Source organism: Streptomyces seoulensis (genome assembly GCF_004328625.1).
GTDB classification, from domain to species: Bacteria; Actinomycetota; Actinomycetes; order Streptomycetales; family Streptomycetaceae; genus Streptomyces; species Streptomyces seoulensis.
This window is the reverse complement of sequence record NZ_CP032229.1, coordinates 4,872,845-4,891,537: the sequence shown is the minus strand read 5'-3', so window position 1 is coordinate 4,891,537 and position 18,693 is coordinate 4,872,845. Positions and strand designations below refer to the sequence as shown.

The following is an 18,693-nucleotide window of genomic DNA, read 5'->3' as shown; positions in this document are numbered from 1 at the left end:
CCATGTCTACCTGCCGAGTTCGTTGTCAAGTGCTGCGAAGAGTTCGTCGTCGGTCGCCAGGGCGATGTCGGCGCCGTCGGAGCCGTCGGGGCCGCCGTCCACCGTCCGGAGCAGACCGCGCAGTCGCGTGGCGTACGTTCCCGCCGGGCCGTCGCCGTCGCCGTCGGAGGGTCCGGCGGCCGAGAGCGCGGCCTCGAGGGCGTCCAGGGCCGCCTGGACCGGGTCCGCCGCTTCGCCGGCCAGCTCGCCCCGCAGGTGTTCGGCGAGAGCCTGAACGGTCGGGTGGTCGAAGACGAGCGTGCTGGGCAACCGCATTCCGGTGACGGTGTTCAGCCGGTTGCGCAGTTCGACCACGGTCAGGGAGTCGAAGCCCAGGTCCAGCAGTCCGCGCTGGACGTCGATCGTCCGCGGGGCCGGGTGGGCCAGCACGATACCGACCTGCTCCCTGACCAGGTCGAGCAACCGCTGCCGCTGCTCCTCCGCGTCCAGGCCCGAGAGCCGTTGCGCGAGGGGGATCTCCGCCGGGGCGGAGGCTCGCCGGCCGGTGCGGGCGCCGGTGCGTACCAGGCCCCGGTACAGCTCGGGCAGAGCGTCGCCGAGGCTCCGCAGGGCCGCGAGGTCGAGGGCCACCGGTGCGAGCACCGGTGGCGCCTCGGCTCCGGCCAGGGCCGTGTCGAGAGCGGCGAGCGCCCGGCCGGCCGGCATCGGCAGGATCCCGTTGCGCGCGAGCCTGGCCCGGTCGGCACCGTCGAGGTCGTTCGCCATGCCGTCCTGCCACATTCCCCAGGCGAGGGACACGGCGGGCAGGCCCTCGGCGCGCCGGTGTCCGGCGAGCGCGTCCAGGAAGGTGTTGCCGGCGGCGTAGCCGGCCTGTCCGGCGTTGCCCACCAGACCGGCGACGGACGAGAAGAGGACGAAGTGCGTCAGCTCCAGCCCCGCGGTCAGCTCGTGCAGGTTCCAGGCGGCTGTCACCTTCGGCCGCAGGACCCGGGAGAGGCGATCCGGGGTCGTGGCCTCCAGCATGGCGTCCTCCACGACTCCGGCCGCGTGCACGACCGCGGTGAGCGGGTGCTCGTCCGGGATCGAAGCGAGCAGCGCGGCCAGCGCGTCGCGGTCGGCCGCGTCGCATGCCGCGACGCGTACGTCCGCGCCGAGCGCCGTCAGTTCGGCGACCAGGTTCCGCGCCCCGCCTCGCCGGCTGGTGAGCAGCAGGCGACGGGCGCCGTGGGCGGTGACCAGGTGCCGGGCGACCTGGGCCCCGAGGGCGCCGGTGCCCCCGGTGACCAGCACCGTGTGCTCCGGGTCGAACCGGGCGCCGTTGTCCGGCGCCGGGTTCGGGACCTTGGCGAGCCGGGTTACGCAGGCCAGCCCTCCGCGCAGTTCGATCTGCGGCCGAGGGTCGGCCAGGGCCGCCGCGAGCAGGTCGCCGCCGACCGGGCGGCCGTCCGTGATCACGTGCTGGAACCGTCCCGGATGTTCCGACGCCGCGGTCCGCATCAGCCCGGAGAGCGCGCTGTGCGCCAGTTCCCCGGTGCTGACCACGGCGAGCCGCGCTCCGGCCGCCGGGTCGGTGGCGAGCCACTGCCGCAGGACCGTCAGCGTCTCCTCGGTGACCCGGCCGGTCTCCTGCGGGGTGGCCGGGCGTACCGGAAGGACGACCACGTCGGGTACGGGCGCGCCGTCCGCCGTCGCGGCCGCCAGGCCGGCGAGGTCGGCGTGGTGCCGGGCGGCGAGTCCGAGGGTGGTCCCGCCGAGGACCGCGAGGCTCATGTCACCACCGGTGGCGAGTTCCACAGCGGTCCGCTCCACCGCGTACCCGAGCGGCTCCGAGGGGCGGGTCGGCGAGGTCCCTGCCGGCAGGGCCCGCACGGCGAGCGAGGCCACGTCGGCGACCGGCGCGCCCGTCCCGTCGGCCACGGCGACGGCGACCGTTCCGTCCGCGCCGGGTGACAGCTTGACCCGCAGGGTGCCGGTCGCGGTCCCGGTCAGCTGGACGCCGCCGAAGGAGAAGGGCAGCCGTAGTGCGGCAGGCTCCTCCAGGAGCAGTGCGTGCAGCGCGGCGTCGAACAGGGCCGGGTGCAGGGCGAATCCCTCATCGAGGTCGACGGGCAGATGAACCTCGGCGTAGAGGTCCTCGCCCGAGCGCCATGCCGCCCGGAGGCCCTGGAAGGCCGGTCCGTAGCCGTAGCCCCGGTCGGCGAGGCGGTCGTACAGGTCCTCGACCGGCTGGGGTTCGGCGCCGGCCGGGGGCCACTGGACGAGGTCGGGGCCCAGGGTGCCGGGTACGGCGGCCACCACTGTTCCGGTGGCGTGGCGGTCCCAGACGTCGCCTTCCTGGTCCCCGCGCGAGTGGACGGCGACGGGCCTGCGGCCGTCCCCGTCGGGGCCGCCGACGGTGATCTGGAGCTGGAGCGCCCCCTCGTCGGGGAGGACCAGGGGCGCCTGGAGGGCGAGTTCCTCCAGCCGCTCGCAGCCGACTGCGGCGCCCGCGTGGAGCGCGAGCTCGACCAGGGCCGTGCCGGGGACCAGCAGGGTGCCGGCGACGGCGTGGTCGGCGAACCAGGGGTGGCTGCGGGCCGATATCCGGCCGGTGAACAGGACACCGTCGGAGTCGGCGAGCGGGACCGCGGCCCCGAGCAGCGGATGCCGTGCGGCGTCGAGCCCGGCCGAGGTGACATCGCCGCCGGGCCCCTCCATGAGCCAGTGGCGCCTGCGCTGGAAGGGGTAGGTCGGCAGCTCCGCCGCCGGTCCCGTGGCCTCGCCGAACAGGGCGCGCCAGTCCACCGGCACCCCCCGCACGTGTGCGTGGGCCAGGGCGGTGACGGCTGTGTGCGGCTCGGGGCGCCCACCGCGCATCACCGGGACCAGGAGCGATCCCGCGTCGAGGAAGTCCTGACCCATGGCGCTGAGCACACCGTCCGGGCCGAGCTCGAGGAAGGTCCGTACGCCTTCGGCCTCCAGGGCGCGGGCCGCGTCCAGGAAGCGCACGGGGCGGCGGGCGTGCCGGACCCAGTACTCGTACGTGGTCAGCTCCTCGGCGTCGGCGAGCTGCCCCGTCAGGGTGGAGATGACCGGGATGGCGGGCGCGGCGAAGGTGAGCCCCTTCGCGACCATCTGGAATTCGTCCAGCATCGCGTCCATGTGCGGCGAGTGGAAGGCGTGGCTGACGCGGAGCCGCTTGGTCCTGCGTCCCTGGGCGGAGAGTTCGGCTCCGACGGCCTCCACGGCCTCCTCGTCGCCCGAGAGCACCACGGAGGTGGGGCCGTTGACGGCGGCGATGTCCAGGAGGTCCTCCCGCCCGGCGAGCAGCGGCAGCACCTCCCGCTCCTCGGCCTCCACGGCGAGCATCGCGCCGCCGCCGGGCAGCGCCTGCATCAGCCGGCCGCGGGCCGCGACGAGCTGCGCCGCGTCCGCCAGGGAGAGGACGCCGGCGACGTGCGCGGCGGCCAGCTCACCGACGGAGTGCCCGGCGACGAAGTCCGGTCGCACGCCCCAGCCTTCGAGGAGCCGGAAGAGCGCGACCTCGGTGGCGAAGAGGGCGGCCTGCGTGAAGCCGGTCCGGTCCAGCGGCGCCGGGTCCGTGCCGAAGAGGACGTCGAGCAGCGGCTTCTCCAGCCACGGGTCGAGCGCCTCGCACACGGCGTCCAGCGCTGCGGCGTAGGCGGGGTAGGCGGTGTACAGCTCCCGTCCCATGCCGAGTCGCTGGCTGCCCTGGCCGGTGAAGAGGAAGGCCGTACGGCCGTCGACGGGGGTGCCCCGCACGGCCGGTGCCGCGCATCCGTCGACCGCTTCGGTGGCGGTGGAGGCCACCACGACGGCGCGATGCGGCAGTCCGGCCCGTCCGAGAGCCAGGGTCCGGCCCGCCGACGCCAGGTCTCCACCACGCGCGGCGCCGGCGAGGGCAGCGCCCACCCGGTCCGCCTGCGCGAGCAGAGCCGCGTCGTTGTGCGCGGACAGCAGCAGGGGCACGACCGGCATCGGTGCGGCGGGCGGGGCTGCCCCCTCGGCCGGCGGCTGCTCCACGATGACGTGGGCGTTGGTACCGCTGATGCCGAAGGAGGACACGCCTGCCCGGCGCGACCGGCCGGACTCGGGCCACGGCACCGTCTCGGTGAGCAGTTCGACCGCCCCGGCGGACCAGTCCACGTGCGGGCTGGGCTCGTCGATGTGGAGGCTCCTGGGGAGCACCCCGTGCTCCATCGCCATGACCATCTTGATGACCCCGGCCACGCCGGCGGCGGCCTGGGAGTGTCCGATGTTGGATTTCAGGGAGCCCATCAGGAGGGGCGCCGTACGCTCCTGCCCGTACGTGGCGAGTACGGCGCGGGCCTCGATCGGGTCGCCCAGCGTGGTGCCGGTGCCGTGGGCCTCCAGTGCGTCGACGTCCGCGGTGGTCAGGCCCGCGCTGGTCAGGGCCTGGCGGATCACCCGCTCCTGCGAGGAGCCGTTGGGTGCGGTGAGGCCGTTGCTCGCACCGTCCTGGTTGACGGCGGTTCCCCGGATCACGCCGAGGACCCGGCGGCCGTTGCGCCGGGCGTCGGAGAGCCGTTCCAGCAGGAGGATTCCGGCGCCTTCGGCCCAGGCCGCGCCGTCCGCACGGGCGGAGAAGGACTTGCACCGGCCGTCCGGTGCCAGGCCGCGCTGCCTGCTGAACTCCACGAACAGGGTGGGCGCGGCGAGGACGGTCACCCCGCCGGCCAGGGCCAGCCGGCACTCACCGTTGCGCAGCGCCTGCGCGGCGAGGTGGAGGGAGACGAGGGAGGAGGAGCAGGCGGTGTCGACGGTGATCGCCGGTCCCTGGAGGCCGAAGGTGTAGGCGACCCGGCCGGAGGCGACACTGACCGTGCTGCCGACCGCCAGATACCCCTCCAGTGCCTCGGGAGCGTCCTTCAGGCGTGCCGCGTAGTCGTTGGCCATGACACCGGCGAACACCCCGGTCCGGCTGCCCTTGAGCGAGGCCGGGTCGATGCCGGCGCGTTCGAATGCCTCCCAGCAGATCTCCAGCAGCAGACGCTGCTGCGGGTCGATGGCGGCGGCCTCACGGGCGCTCACCCCGAAGAACTCGGGGTCGAACTGCGGTGCGTCGTAGAGGAATCCGCCGTGCCGGGTGTACGAGGTGCCCGTGTGGTCGGGGTCCGCGTCGTACAGGCCGTCCAGGTCCCAGCCGCGGTCGTCCGGGAACGGGCCGATGGCGTCCCGCTCGTCGGACAGCAGCGCCCACAGGTCCTCCGGCGAGCTGACCTCGCCCGGATAGCGGCAGGCCATCGCGACGATCGCGATCGGCTCGTCGGAGGCGCCGACGGCCGGTTCGGCCTCGGCCTGTGCGGCGGCCCGCCCGAGCAGCTCGGTCCGCAGGTATACGGCCAGTTCGCCCGTACTCGGGTGGTCGAACACCAGCGTCGCGGGCAGCTTCAGACCTGTGGCCGCGTTCAGCCGGTTGCGCAGTTCCACCGCCTTGAGCGAGTCGAAGCCCAGCTCGTTGAAGGCCCGGTCGGGCGCGACCTGGCCGGCGTCGGTGTGCCCCAGCACGGAGGCCACCACGCCGCGGACCAGCTCCAGCACCGCGCGGTCCTGGTCCTGGGGGGCCAGGGGCGCCAGGCGTTCCCGGAGGGAGTTCCCGCCCGCCCGCCCGCCGGCGGCGGTGCGCCGCGCCGGGCGCACCAGGCCGTCGAAGATCGCGGGCAGGGTGCCGTCCTCGCGCCGGGCCCGCAGTCCGGTGTGGTCGAGCAGCGCCGGGACGAGCACCGGGCGGCGGGTCGCGAGGGCCGCGTCGAACAGCGCGAGCCCCTGTTCGCTGCCGAGTGGGGCGATGCCGCCCCGGGCCATGCGGGCGAGGTCGGCGTCGGTCAGGTGACCGGTCATCCCGCTGCCCTCGGCCCACAGACCCCAGGCCAGCGACGTACCGGGCAGGCCGAGGGCCTGACGGTGGTGCGCCAGGGCGTCCAGGTAGGTGTTGGCCGCGGCGTAGTTGGCCTGCCCCGCCGTGCCGACCGTACCGGCGAGCGAGGAGAACAGGACGAACGCGTCCAGGTCCAGGCCGGCCGTCAGCTCGTGCAGGTGCCGGGCGGCGTCGACCTTGGGACGCAGTACGTCGTCGAGCTGCCGGGCAGTGAGGGCGTGCAGTGTGCCGTCGTCGAGGACACCGGCAGTGTGCAGGACTGCGGTGAGCGGGTGCTCCGAGGGGATCGCGTCCAGCAGCGCGGCGACCGCCGTGCGGTCGGCGGTGTCGCAGGCGACCACGGACACCGCGGCTCCGTGGGCGGCGAGTTCGGCCTCCAGCTCCGGCATGCCTGCCGCGTCCCGGCCACGGCGGCTCACCAGCAGCAGGTGCCGTACGCCGTGGGCGGTGACGAGGTGGCGGGCGAACAGCCGGCCCAGGGTGCCGGTGGCGCCCGTGACGAGCACGGTGCCCGCGGGGTCCAGGGCGGGCACGGTGTCGTCGCCGGCCGTGGGCGAGGTGACCAGCCGGGGTACGAGCAGCGCCCCGTCGCGCAGGCTCACCTGCGCGTCCGGTACGGCCAGCGCGCGGCCGAGCTCGACCTCGGAGACGTCCCGGTCCGTCAGGTCCAGCAGCCCGAACCGGCCGGGGTGCTCGGCCATGGCGGTCCGCACCAGCCCCCAGACGGGAGCGGAGCCGAGTCCGGACTCCGTACGGGCGGTGGTCGCGTCGCGGGTCACGAAGATTAGGCGCGAGTCGGCGAACCGCTCCTCGGCGAGCCACTCCTGGGCCAGCCGCAGAGCCCGGTGGGCCACGGCGCCGGGGCCGTCCTCACCGGAGAACGGGACCAGCACGAGCGGCGGGGCACCGACCGTGCCGGCGAGGTCCGGGTAGCTGCCCAGAGGGGCCGGCAGACCGGGACCGGAGGCGCCGACGACGGCCCACCCGGTGGCCGGGGCGGCCTCCGGGGCGGTCGTCCACTCCACCTGGAGCAGCGGCCGGCGGGGCGCGCCCGAGCCGGCGATCCGCGCGGGGTCCACGGCCCGCAGGCCGAGCGTCCTCACCGACGCGACCGGCGCACCGCTCGCGTCCGTGAGGGAGAGAGCGGCGCCCGAGCCCTCCGGGGTGATCCGTACGCGCACCACGCCGGCGTCCACCGCGTACAGCCGGACGCCGGTCCAGGAGAACGGCAGCGCCAGACGGCCGTTCTCCGCGAGCGCCAGCGGGTGCAGGGCGGCGTCGAGGAGGGCCGGGTGGATCCCGAACTCGCCCGGAGCGACGCCCTCCGGCAGCGCGACCTCGGCGAACATCTCCCGGCCGGCGCGCCACAGCGCCCGCAGGCCCTGGAAGGCGGGCCCGTACTGGAAGCCCCGCTCGGCGAGCGTGTCGTAGGCCGCCGTCAGGTCGACCGGTTCGGCGCCGGCCGGGGGCCACGGCGTGCCGGCCTGTACGGCCGGACCTTCCTTCGCGTGGCCCAGTACGCCGGTGGCGTGCAGGGTCCACGGCTGGACGGCGGCGGCGTCGGGCTCGGGCTCCGGGCGGGAGTGCACGGACAGCGCGCGCCGGCCCTCCTCGTCCGGGGCGTCGACCACGACCTGGAGCTGGACTCCGCCGCGGCCGGCCAGCACCAGGGGGGCCTGGAGAGTCAGCTCGTCGAGCTCGTCGAGGCCGGTGTGGTCACCCGCCCGGACGGCGAGGTCCACGAAGGCGGTACCGGGGAGCAGCACGGTGCCGGCCACGGCGTGGTCCGCGAGCCAGGGCTGCGTGCTCAGGGAGATCCTGCCGCTGAGGACCAGTTTGTCCTGGTCGGCCGTCCAGAGCGCGGCGCCGATGAGCGGGTGCCGCTCGGCGGCCATGCCGAGCCCGCCCGCGTCCCCGGCGGACGCCGGGCCCTCCAGCCAGTGGCGCCGGCGCTGGAAGGGGTAGGTCGGCAGGTCGACGACCGCGCCGGGCCCGCCGACGACCGCGGTCCAGTCGACCGGGGCGCCGAAGACGTGGGCCTGCGCGGCGGAGGCGAGGAAGTCGTCGATCCCGCCCTCGTCGCGGTGGAGCGAGGGCACGGTGACGGCACTGTCGTACGGCGTGTCGTCGATCGTCTCCTGGAGCGCGACGGTCAGCACCGGGTGGGCGCTGGCCTCGATGAACACGCGGTGGCCCTGTGCGAGCAGGGTCCGGGTGGCCTCCTCCAGCCGGACGGTCCGGCGCAGGTTGCTGAACCAGTACGAGCCGTCGAGCTCCGTGCCGTCCAGCGGCTGCCCGGTGACGGTCGAGAGGAAGGGCACGTCGACGGCTCGCGGCGTGAGCGAGGACAGAGCGTCGAGCAGCTCGTCCCGCACGCTGTCCACGTGTGCGGAGTGGGAGGCGTAGTCGACCGGGATGCGCTTGGCGCGCAGGCCGTTGGCCTTGCAGTGGGCGACCAGCTCCTCCAGGGCGGTCACCTCTCCGGCGACCACCACGGAACGCGGGCCGTTGTGCGCGGCGATGTCGATCGCGCCGTCCCACCGCGCGACGAGCTCACCCACCTCACCCGCGGGCAAGGCCACCGACACCATCCCACCCGAACCCGCCAGCCGCACGATCGCCCGACTGCGCAACGCCACGACCTTCGCCGCATCCTCCAGCGACAACGCCCCCGACACCACCGCAGCCGCGATCTCACCCTGCGAATGCCCCACCACCGCATCCGGCTCCACACCCACCGAACGCCACAACGCCGCCAACGACACCATCACCGCCCACAACGCCGGCTGCACCACATCCACCCGATCCAGACCAGGCGCACCCTCCACACCCCGCAACACATCCAGCAAAGACCACCCCGTGAACGGCACCAACGCCCGCTCACACTCCCCCAGACGAGCAGCGAACACCGGCGACACCTCCACCAGCCCCACCGCCATACCCCGCCACTGCGACCCCTGACCCGGAAACACGAACACCGTCCTGTCCGGACCGGTGACGGTGCCCCGCACCAGGTTCGGCGCGGGCCCGCCCGAGGCCAGCGCGTCGAGACCGGCGAGCAGTTCGTCGCGTCCGGCGCCGGAGACCGCCGCCCGGAAGGGGAGGTGCGGGGCCCGGGTGGCGAGAGCCGAGGCCACCCGGGCCGGGTCGACGGTCTCCGGGGCCATCAGCTCACGCACCTGGCCGGCGCGTGCCGCCAGGGCCGCCTCGCTCCTCGCCGAGACCACCAGCGGAAGCCCCGCCACCACCGGCTCGGCGGCCGCGGCGGGCTCGGGGCCCTGCTCCAGGACCACATGGGCGTTCGTACCGCTGATACCGAACGAGGACACGGCCGCGCGGCGCGGACGCGCCACCTCCGGCCACGGCCGGCGCTCGGTGACCAGCTCCACCGCACCCGCCGACCAGTCGACGTGGGGTGTGGGCTCGTCCACGTGCAGCGTCGGCGCGAGCTCCCCGTGGCGCATCGCCATCAGCATCTTGATGATGCCCGCGACACCCGCGGCGGCCTGCGTGTGACCGATGTTCGACTTGACCGAACCCAGCCGCAGGGGCTCCTCGCGTTCCTGGCCGTAGGTGGCGAGCAGCGCGTTGGCCTCGATCGGGTCACCGAGCCGGGTGCCGGTGCCGTGCGCCTCGACCGCGTCCACCTCGTGCGGAGCGAGACGGGCGTTGGCGAGGGCCTGGCGGATGACGCGTTCCTGCGAGGGCCCGTTGGGGGCGGTGAGGCCGTTGCTCGCACCGTCCTGGTTGACCGCGGAACCCCGGATCACTCCCAGCACGGTGTGCCCGAGCCGCTGGGCGTCCGACAGCCGCTCCAGCACGAGCATGCCCGCGCCCTCGCCCCAGCCCGTACCGTCCGCCGACGCCGCGAACGACTTGCAGGTCCCGTCCGGCGACAGACCGCGCTGACGCGAGAACTCGACGAAGGTCGTCGGCGTGGACATCACGGTGACGCCGCCGGCGAGTGCCATCGCGCACTCGCCCTGGCGCAGCGCCTGGGCGGCCAGGTGCACCGCCACCAGGGAGGACGAACACGCCGTGTCCAGCGTCACCGCCGGACCTTCCAGGCCGAACGTGTAGGCCACCCGGCCCGACAGGACACTGGAGATCGTGCCCGTCAGCAGATGCCCCTCGAAGCCCTCCGGCGCACGTCCCAGCCGCGACCCGTAGTCGTTGTACATCACACCCGCGTAGACCCCGGTCGAGGAGCCGCGCAGCGAGGCGGGGTCGACTCCCGCACGCTCCAGCGCCTCCCAGGCGACCTCCAGCAGCACCCGCTGCTGCGGGTCGGTCGCGACCGCCTCACGCGGACTCAGGCCGAAGAACTCGGCGTCGAAGTCGGCGGATCCGTAGAGGAATCCGCCCTTGCGGGTGTACGACGTGCCGGTCTTGTCGGGGTCCGGGTCGTAGAGGCTCTCCACGTCCCATCCTCGGTCGGCCGGGAACTCGCCGATCGCGTCCCGGCCCTCCGCGACGAGCCGCCACAGGTCCTCCGGCGAGGAGACTCCGCCCGGATAGCGGCATCCCATACCGACCACGGCGATCGGCTCGTCCGTTCCCCGGGCGTGGGCGGCCACCGACGGGACGACGGCCGTCCCGGTCGCGTCGAGCCGGTCCAGCAGGAAGTCCGCCACCGCCCGGGGCGACGGGTGGTCGAACACGAGCGTGGTGGGCAGTCGCAGCCCGGTCACCGCGCCGAGCCGGTTGCGCAGTTCGACACCCGTGAGGGAGTCGAAGCCGATGTCCATGAACGCCTTGACCGGGTCGATGCCGGCGTCGGCCCCGTGCCCGAGGACCAGCCCCACGGTCTCCCGTACGGTCCGGAGCACGGCCTGGGCCCGCTCCTCCGCGCCCAGCGCGTTCAGCCGCCCGGCCCAGGACGAGCCTGCGCCGGCGGTGGCCGCCTGCCGGCGGCGGACGCGGACCAGGCCGGTGAACAGCTCGGGAAGCGTGTTCTCGACCGCACGGGCCCGCAGGGCGCGCAGGTCGAGTTCGGCGGGGACGAGCAGCGGCTCCGCCGAGGCGAGCGCCGCGTCGAAGAGGTCGAGGCCCAGTTCCGGGGTCAGCGGGACGATCCCGCTCCGCTTCCACCGCGCGACATCGGCGTCGGCGAGGGTAGCGGCCATGCCGTCGGCGCTGTCCCACAGGCTCCACGCGAGGGAGGTGGCGGGCAGGTTCCGGGCGCGGCGGTGCTGTGCGAGGGCGTCGAGGAACGTGTTCGCGGCGGCGTAGTTGGCCTGGCCGGCGTTACCCATGAGACCCGCGATGGACGAGAACATCACGAACGAGGCGAGGCCGTGGGACTCAGTGAGGCGGTGGAGGTTCCAGGCCGCGTCCACCTTCGGACGCATCACGCGCTCCAGCTGACCGGCCGACAGCGAGGCGACCGTCGTGTCGTCCAGGACACCCGCCGTGTGCACCACGGCGGTCAGCGGACGCTCGGCCGCGACCTCGTCCAGCAGTCCGGCCAGCGCGCCGAGGTCCGACACGTCACAGGCCGCCACGCGCGCCTGCGCGCCCGCCTCCGCCAGCTCCGCCACGAACTCGGCGGCCCCCGGCGTCCCATCCCCGCGACGCGACACCAGCAGCAGGTGCCGGGCACCGTGACGCGTCACCAGGTGGCGCGTCACCAGCCGGCCCAGCGTGCCCAGAGCACCGGTCACCAGGACCGTGCCCTCCGGGTCGAGACCCTCCGCCACCCCCGCCGCGACGCCCTCGGCACGCGTCAGGCGCGGCACGAACAGCGCGCCGCCCCGCACCGCCACCTCGGGCTCACCCGACGCCAGCACGGTGGGCAGCAGTTCCGCCCCGCCCTCGTCGACGTGGGCGAGGACCAGCCGGCCGGGCTGCTCGGTCTGCGCGGTACGGATCAGGCCCACGAGCGGGGCCGTGTGCAACGCGCCGTCCGGGACGACGAGCACGAGGCGGCTGTCCGCGAAGCGCGGGGCGGTCAGCCACTCCTGTACCGTCTCCAGCCCACGCGAGGCGGTGGAGTGGGTCCGGTCGAGTACGTCACCGATGCCGTCGTGGACGAGTTCCCGCTCGCCGATCACCACGAACTCCGGCACATCGGATCCGGCGTCGAGCGCGGCGCCGAGGGCGGCGAGATCGGCGTAGGGCGCCTCGCCCAGCCGGACCCACTGCCGTCCGGCGACCGGCTCGGGCGCCGGGACGGGCTCCCAGGCCACCCGGTACAGGGACTCCGCGGCCGGGCCGGCGACGACGATCCGGTCGCGGGCGACCGGCCGCAGGGTGACCGACTCGATGGTCGCCACCGGAGCGCCGGCACCGTCGGCGAGAGCGAGACGGGCCGTGTCCTGGCCGGTCCGGGTCCAGTGGACACGCACCACCGTGGCGCCGACCGCGTGCGCCGCGAAGCCCGCGAACGAGAACGGCAGTCGGATCGTGGTGTCGTCCTGCGCCGAGGCCGCGGCCTCCAGCACGAGCGGGTGCAGGACCGCGTCGAGCAGGGCGGGGTGCACCCCGAAGCGCGCGGCTCCCGGGTGGAGCTGCTCGGGCAGGACGGCCTCGGCGAACAGGTCGTCACCGGCGCGCCAGGCGGCACGCAGCCCCTGGAAGGCCGGCCCGTAGCCGTAGCCCAGGTCGCCGAGGCGGTCGTAGACGCCGTCGAGCGGGACGGGCGTGGCGCCTGCCGGGGGCCATGTCTCCAGGGAGACACCCGGTGAGGGGACGGCGGAGGTGAGCAGGCCGGCCGCGTGGGCGGTCCACTGCTCCTCACCGATCCGTGCGTACACGGTGAACCGGCGGTCGCCGCGCACGTCGGCCCGGTCGACGGTCAGCCGCAGCTGAGCACCCGTCGTGCCCGGGAGAGCCAGGGGGGCCTGGAGGGTGAGCTCCTCGACGCCGGCGTATCCCAGCTGTTCGGCCGCGGCGCCCGCGAGCTCCAGGAAGACCGTCCCCGGCACGAGGACCGTCCCCCCGATCGCGTGATCGGCCAGCCACGGGTGCGAGGACGACGAGACCGAAGCCGAGAACTGGACGGCGTCACCGTCCGGCTCCGTGATCACCGCAGCCAGCAGCGGGTGATCCACAGCCGTCAGACCCAGACCCGCCGCGTCACCGTAGCGCGGCGCGTCCAGCCAGAAGCGTTCACGCTGGAAGGCGTACGTCGGCAGCTCCGCCACACCGGAGCCCGGCAGGAAGCGCTCCCAATCCACACCCGCGCCGTTTGCGTGCACAGCGCCCAGGGCGGTGAGCAGGGAACGCTTCTCGGGGCGGTCCTTGCGCAGCACCGGAACCGTGACGACGCCCTCGGCGCCGTCCAGGCACTCGCCCGTCAGAGCCGACAGTGTCCCGTCGGGGCCCAGCTCCACGAACGCCGTCACGCCGAGACCGGCCAGCGTGGCGACGCCGTCGGCGAAACGGACCGCCGAACGGGCCTGCACGGCCCAGTACTCGGGAGTGAACTCCTCGACCACCTCACCGGTGACATTCGAGACGACCGGGATCCGGGGAGCCGAATGGGTCAGGGTCCGGGCGATCTCGGTGAGCTCCGCCAGCATGCCGTCCAGGTGCGCGGAGTGGAAGGCGTGGCTCACCTTCAGCCGTGTGGCCCGCACGCCCTCCCCGCGCGCCAGCTCCAGGACGTCGAGCACGGCCGGCTCGTCACCGGAGATCACGGTGGCGGCAGGGCTGTTGACCCCGGCCACCTCCACCCCGGAGCGGCCCTCCAGCCACCCGGCGACGCGCGCCTCCCCCGCGTTCAGGGCGGCCATCGCCCCGCCCTCGGCGACACCCTCCATCAGACGCGCCCGCGCGCACACCAGACGCGCGGCGTCCTGGAGCGACAGCACACCCGCCACATGGGCCGCCGCCAGCTCGCCCACCGAATGACCCACCAGGTAGTCCGGGGTCACCCCGTAACGGGTCAGCAGACGGAACAGGGCCACCTCCAGCGCGAACAACGCCGGCTGGGTGTAGAGGGTCCGCCGAAGCAGCTCCGGCTCGCCCTCGATCACTTCGGCGAGCGAACGGTCCAGGTGGACGTCCAGCGCCTCCGCGACCTCGTCGAACGCGGCCGCGAACACCGGCTCCGCCGCGTACAGCTCACGGCCCATGCCCACCCGCTGACTGCCCTGCCCCGAGAACAGGAACGCCACCGGGCCCGCCGACGCGGTCTCACCCGGAGTCAACGCCCTCAGGGCACCGAGGAGTTCCTCGCGGGTCTCCCCCACGACCACCGCGCGGTGGGCGAATCGGGCACGTGACACGGCAAGCGCACGGCCCACTGCTGCGGCGTCCAGCTCCGGCCGTTCCTCCAGGAACGACACCAGCCGCTGCGCCTGCTCCGACAGAGCGGCCCGCGACCTGCCCGACACCACCCACGGCACCGGTCCCGGCACCGACGGCTCCGCAGGCGGGGCTTCGGTCTCCGTCACCTGCTCGACGATGAGGTGTGCGTTGGTACCGCTGATTCCGAACGACGAGACGGCTGCCCGGCGCGGGCGACCGCGCTCCGGCCACCGCTCGGCCCGCGTCAGAAGCTCCACCGCGCCGGCCGACCAGTCGACGTGCGGGGTCGCCTCGTCCACGTGCAGCGTCGCCGGGAGCACCCCGTGCCGCATGGCCATGACCATCTTGATCACGCCCGCGACACCCGCCGCGGCCTGCGTGTGACCGACGTTCGACTTCAGCGAGCCGAGGCGGAGCGGCTCCTCGCGGTCCTGGCCGTAGGTGGCCAGGAGCGCCTGCGCCTCGATCGGGTCGCCGAGCCTGGTGCCCGTGCCGTGCGCCTCCACCGCGTCCACTTCGGACGCGGACAGGCGGGCGTCGGCCAGCGCGGCCCGGATGACCCCCTCCTGCGCGGGCCCGTTCGGGGCCGCCAGGCCGTTGCTCGCCCCGTCCTGGTTCACGGCGGAACCACGGATCACCGCGAGCACCCGGTGCCCGTTGCGTTCCGCGTCCGACAACCGCTCCAGTACCAGCAGGCCCACGCCCTCGGCCCAGCCGGTACCGTCCGCCGACGACGAGAACGCCTTGCACCGCCCGTCCGGCGACAGCCCGCGCTGCCGGGAGAACTCCACGAACATGCCGGGCGTGGCCATGACGGACACACCGCCGGCGAGCGCCATGGAGGACTCGCCCTGGCGCAGCGACCGCGCGGCGAGGTGGAGTGCGACGAGTGAGGACGAGCAGGCGGTGTCGACCGTCACTGCCGGGCCTTCAAGACCGAAGGTGTAGGCCAGCCGGCCCGAGGCCACACTGGCGGTGTTGCCCGTCAGCAGGTAGCCGTCGTGTCCGCCGGAGGGCTCGTGCAGCCTCGGTCCGTACTCCTGCGCCGTGGCGCCCACGTACACACCGGTTCGGCTGCCGCGCAGCGCGGCGGGGTCGATGCCCGCCTGCTCCAGGGCCTCCCAGGCCGTCTCCAGCAGCAGCCGCTGCTGGGGCTCCATCGCCGCCGCCTCCCGGGGGCTGATGCCGAAGAACTCGGCGTCGAACCGGTCCGCGTCGTGCAGGAAGCCGCCCTGGGTGGCATAGGTCGTGCCGGAGCTGTCCGGATCGTCGGTGAAGAGCGCGTCGAGGTCCCAGCCCCGATTGGCCGGGAATGTGCCGATCGCGTCGACCTCGTCGCTGACCAGCTTCCACAGGTCCGCGGGGGAGGCGACCCCGCCCGGCAGCCGGCACGCCATGCCCACGATCGCGATCGGCTCGTCGACCGCCACGGCCTCGCAGGCGTCGTCGTCCAGGCCCTGCTCCTGGTCTTCGTACAGGTCCTCGTACAGCTCCCCGTCCGGGTCCTCGGCCAGGTCCGGGAGCTGAGCGCCGAGGTGTGCGGCGAGTACGGCCGGGGTCGGGTGGTCGAAGAGGAGGCCGGTGGGCAGCGACAGCCCGGTGGCCCTGTTCAGCGCGTCCCGGAGCTCGACGGACGAGACGGAGTCGAAGCCGAGGTCCTTGAAGGTCGTGTCGATGTCGACGTCTCGGGCCGAGCCGTGGCCGAGCACCGCCGCCGCGTGCGCACGCACCAGCTCCAGGACGTCGCCGCGCGGCGCGGACCTCTTCCGGCCGCTCCGCCGTGCCACGGCGGTCCGGACCGGGGCCGGCCCGGCCGCCGGGCCGTCCAGCCAGTAGTCCTCACGCTGGAAGGCGTACGTGGGCAGATCCACCAGACCCGGACCCGGCAGCAGACGCTCCCAGTCGACCTCCACGCCGTTGGCGTGCGCCTCCGCGACCGAGGTCAGGAAACGGTCCTGCCCCCCGTCGTCGCGGCGCAGCGATCCGACGACGACGGCGCCGGCTCCGGCCTCCTCGGCCGTGTCACTGAGGGCCGAGGTGAGCACCGGGTGGGTGCTGACCTCGATGAAGACGTGATGCCCCTCGTCGAGCAGAGCGCGGGTGGCTTCCTCCAGCCGGACGGTCCGGCGCAGGTTGCTGAACCAGTACGAGCCGTCGAGCTCCGTGCCGTCCAGCTGCTGCCCGGTGACGGTGGAGAAGAACGGGATGTCACCCGCACGCGGCGTGACATCGGCCAGCAGTTCCCGCAGCTCGTCCCTCAGCAGGTCGACGTGGGCGGAGTGGGAGGCGTAGTCGACCTTGATGGTGCGGGCACGGTACCCCTCGGCCGCACCGCGCTCGACGAGGTCGGCCAGGGCCTCCGGGTCGCCGGAGACGACCGTGCTCCGCGGGCCGTTGTGCGCGGCGATGTCGATCGCGCCGTCCCTCCGCGCGACGAGCTCACCCACCTCACCCGCGGGCAAGGCCACCGACACCATCCCACCCGAACCCGCCAGCCGCACGATCGCCCGACTGCGCAACGCCACGACCTTCGCCGCGTCCTCCAGCGACAACGCCCCCGACACCACCGCAGCCGCGATCTCACCCTGCGAATGCCCCACCACCGCATCCGGCTCCACACCCACCGAACGCCACAACGCCGCCAACGACACCATCACCGCCCACAACGCCGGCTGCACCACATCCACCCGATCCAGACCAGGCGCACCCTCCACACCCCGCAACACATCCAGCAAAGACCACCCCGTGAACGGCACCAACGCCCGCTCACACTCCCCCAGACGAGCAGCGAACACCGGCGACACCTCCACCAGCCCCACCGCCATACCCCGCCACTGCGACCCCTGACCCGGAAACACGAACACCGTCCTGCCGGGGCCTCCCGGCACCGCACGGCCCGTCACCACACCGGCCGCGGGCAGGCCCTCGGCCAACGCCCGCACACCCGCCAGCAGTTCGTCGGGGGTCTGCCCCACGACCACCGCACGGTGGTCGAAGCGGGCACGCGACGTCGCGAGCGAGCGGCCCACCGCCGCGGCGTCCAGCTCCGGCCGCTCCTCCAGGTACGACACGAGCCGCCCGGCCTGGCCGGCCACGGCTTCGGCCGACCTGCCCGACAGCACCCACGGCACCACACCCGTGCCGGACGCGGCGGCAGGCGCATCCTCCGCAGGCCCGGTGCGCCAGTCCGAGAGCACGACGTGGCAGTTCGTACCGCCCACGCCGAACGAGCTGACACCCCCGTAGAGCGGTTCGTCCGGCCGCGGCCACGCCTCCACGCCGCGCTGCACGGCCAGCTTCAGCGTGTCGAAGGGGATGTCGGGGTTCGGGGTCTCGAAATTGAGGCTCGGCACGAGCTCGCGGTGACGGATGCAGAGCGCCGCCTTCAGCAGGCCGACGATGCCGGCGGCACCCTCCAGGTGCCCGACGTTCGTCTTGACCGATCCGACCCGCAGTGCGGCTTCTTCCGCGCGGCCGTCGCCGAGTACCGCGCCCAGAGCCGACGCCTCGATCGGGTCGCCCACTCTGGTGCCCGTGCCGTGCAGTTCGACGTACTGGACCTGCTCGGCGGCCACGCCGGCCCGCCGGTACGCCTGCCGCAGGACCTCCTGCTGGCCGGCCGAACTGGGCGCGGTGAGGCCCTCGGTGGTCCCGTCGTTGTTCATCGCGCTGCCGCGCAGCACGCAGTAGACCGGGTCTCCGTCCGCCACGGCGGCGCGCAGTGGCTTGAGCAGGACGAACGCGCCACCCTCACCGCGTACGTATCCGTTCGCCCTCGCGTCGAACGTGAAGCTGAGGCCGTCCGGTGACAGGGCGCCGAGCCGCTCGGCGCTGGTGGTGCTGTCCGGCACCAGGTTGAGGCTGACCCCGCCGGCCAGGGCCATGGTGGACTCGCCGCGGCGCAGGCTCTCGGCCGCCAGGTGCACGGCGACCAGTGAGGAGGACTGGCCGGTGTCCACGGCCGCGCTCGGTCCGTGCAGACCCAGGGTGTAGGAGATCCGGTTGGCGATGACACCACGGTTGAGACCGGTCAGGGTGTGGCGGGTGACGGCGTCGTCCCCTTGCTGACGCGTGAGCGCGGCGTAGTCGTCGGCGATGACACCGACGAAGACACCGGTCGGGCTGTCGGCGAGCGCGGACGGGACGATCCTGGCGTCCTCCAGCGCCTCCCAGGCCAGCTCGAGCATCAGCCGCTGCTGCGGGTCCATCGACGCCGCCTCGCGCGGGCTGACGCCGAAGAAGCCCGCGTCGAAGCCGCTCACGTCCTCCAGATAGCCTCCCGGCCGGGAGGGCAGTCCGGGGCGCCCGGCCGGGGGCGCGCCGATCGCACTGCGGCCCTCGCGCAGCAGCCGCCACAGTTGCGCGGGGTTCTCCGCGTGCGGCAGTCGGCAGGACATACCGACGACGGCGATCGCCTCGGCCGATATCGACGTGTCAGCTTGGAATTCCACCATGGTCGAGTACGCCCTACCTATTGATCCGTACGATTCCTGAGCAGGGGCACAGCACCCGCAGCCGTGCCGCGGGTGCTGTGCCGATGT

General features: G+C 74.1%; 1 protein-coding gene. It reads right to left on the bottom strand.

What is annotated here, in order from left to right; all coding sequences use genetic code 11:
• Window positions 1-6 precede the first annotated feature (6 nt).
• Window positions 7-18,606, bottom strand: a complete 18,600-nt coding sequence (locus D0Z67_RS22535; RefSeq protein WP_131589693.1) for a type I polyketide synthase — start codon at window positions 18,604-18,606, stop codon at window positions 7-9.
• Between the last annotated feature and the right edge of the window lie 87 nt (window positions 18,607-18,693).

Coding starts and splice junctions, on each gene's coding strand:
- D0Z67_RS22535 (WP_131589693.1), bottom strand. CDS start 18,606: ATGGTGGAATTCCAAGCTGACACGTCGATATCGGCCGAGGCGATCGCC.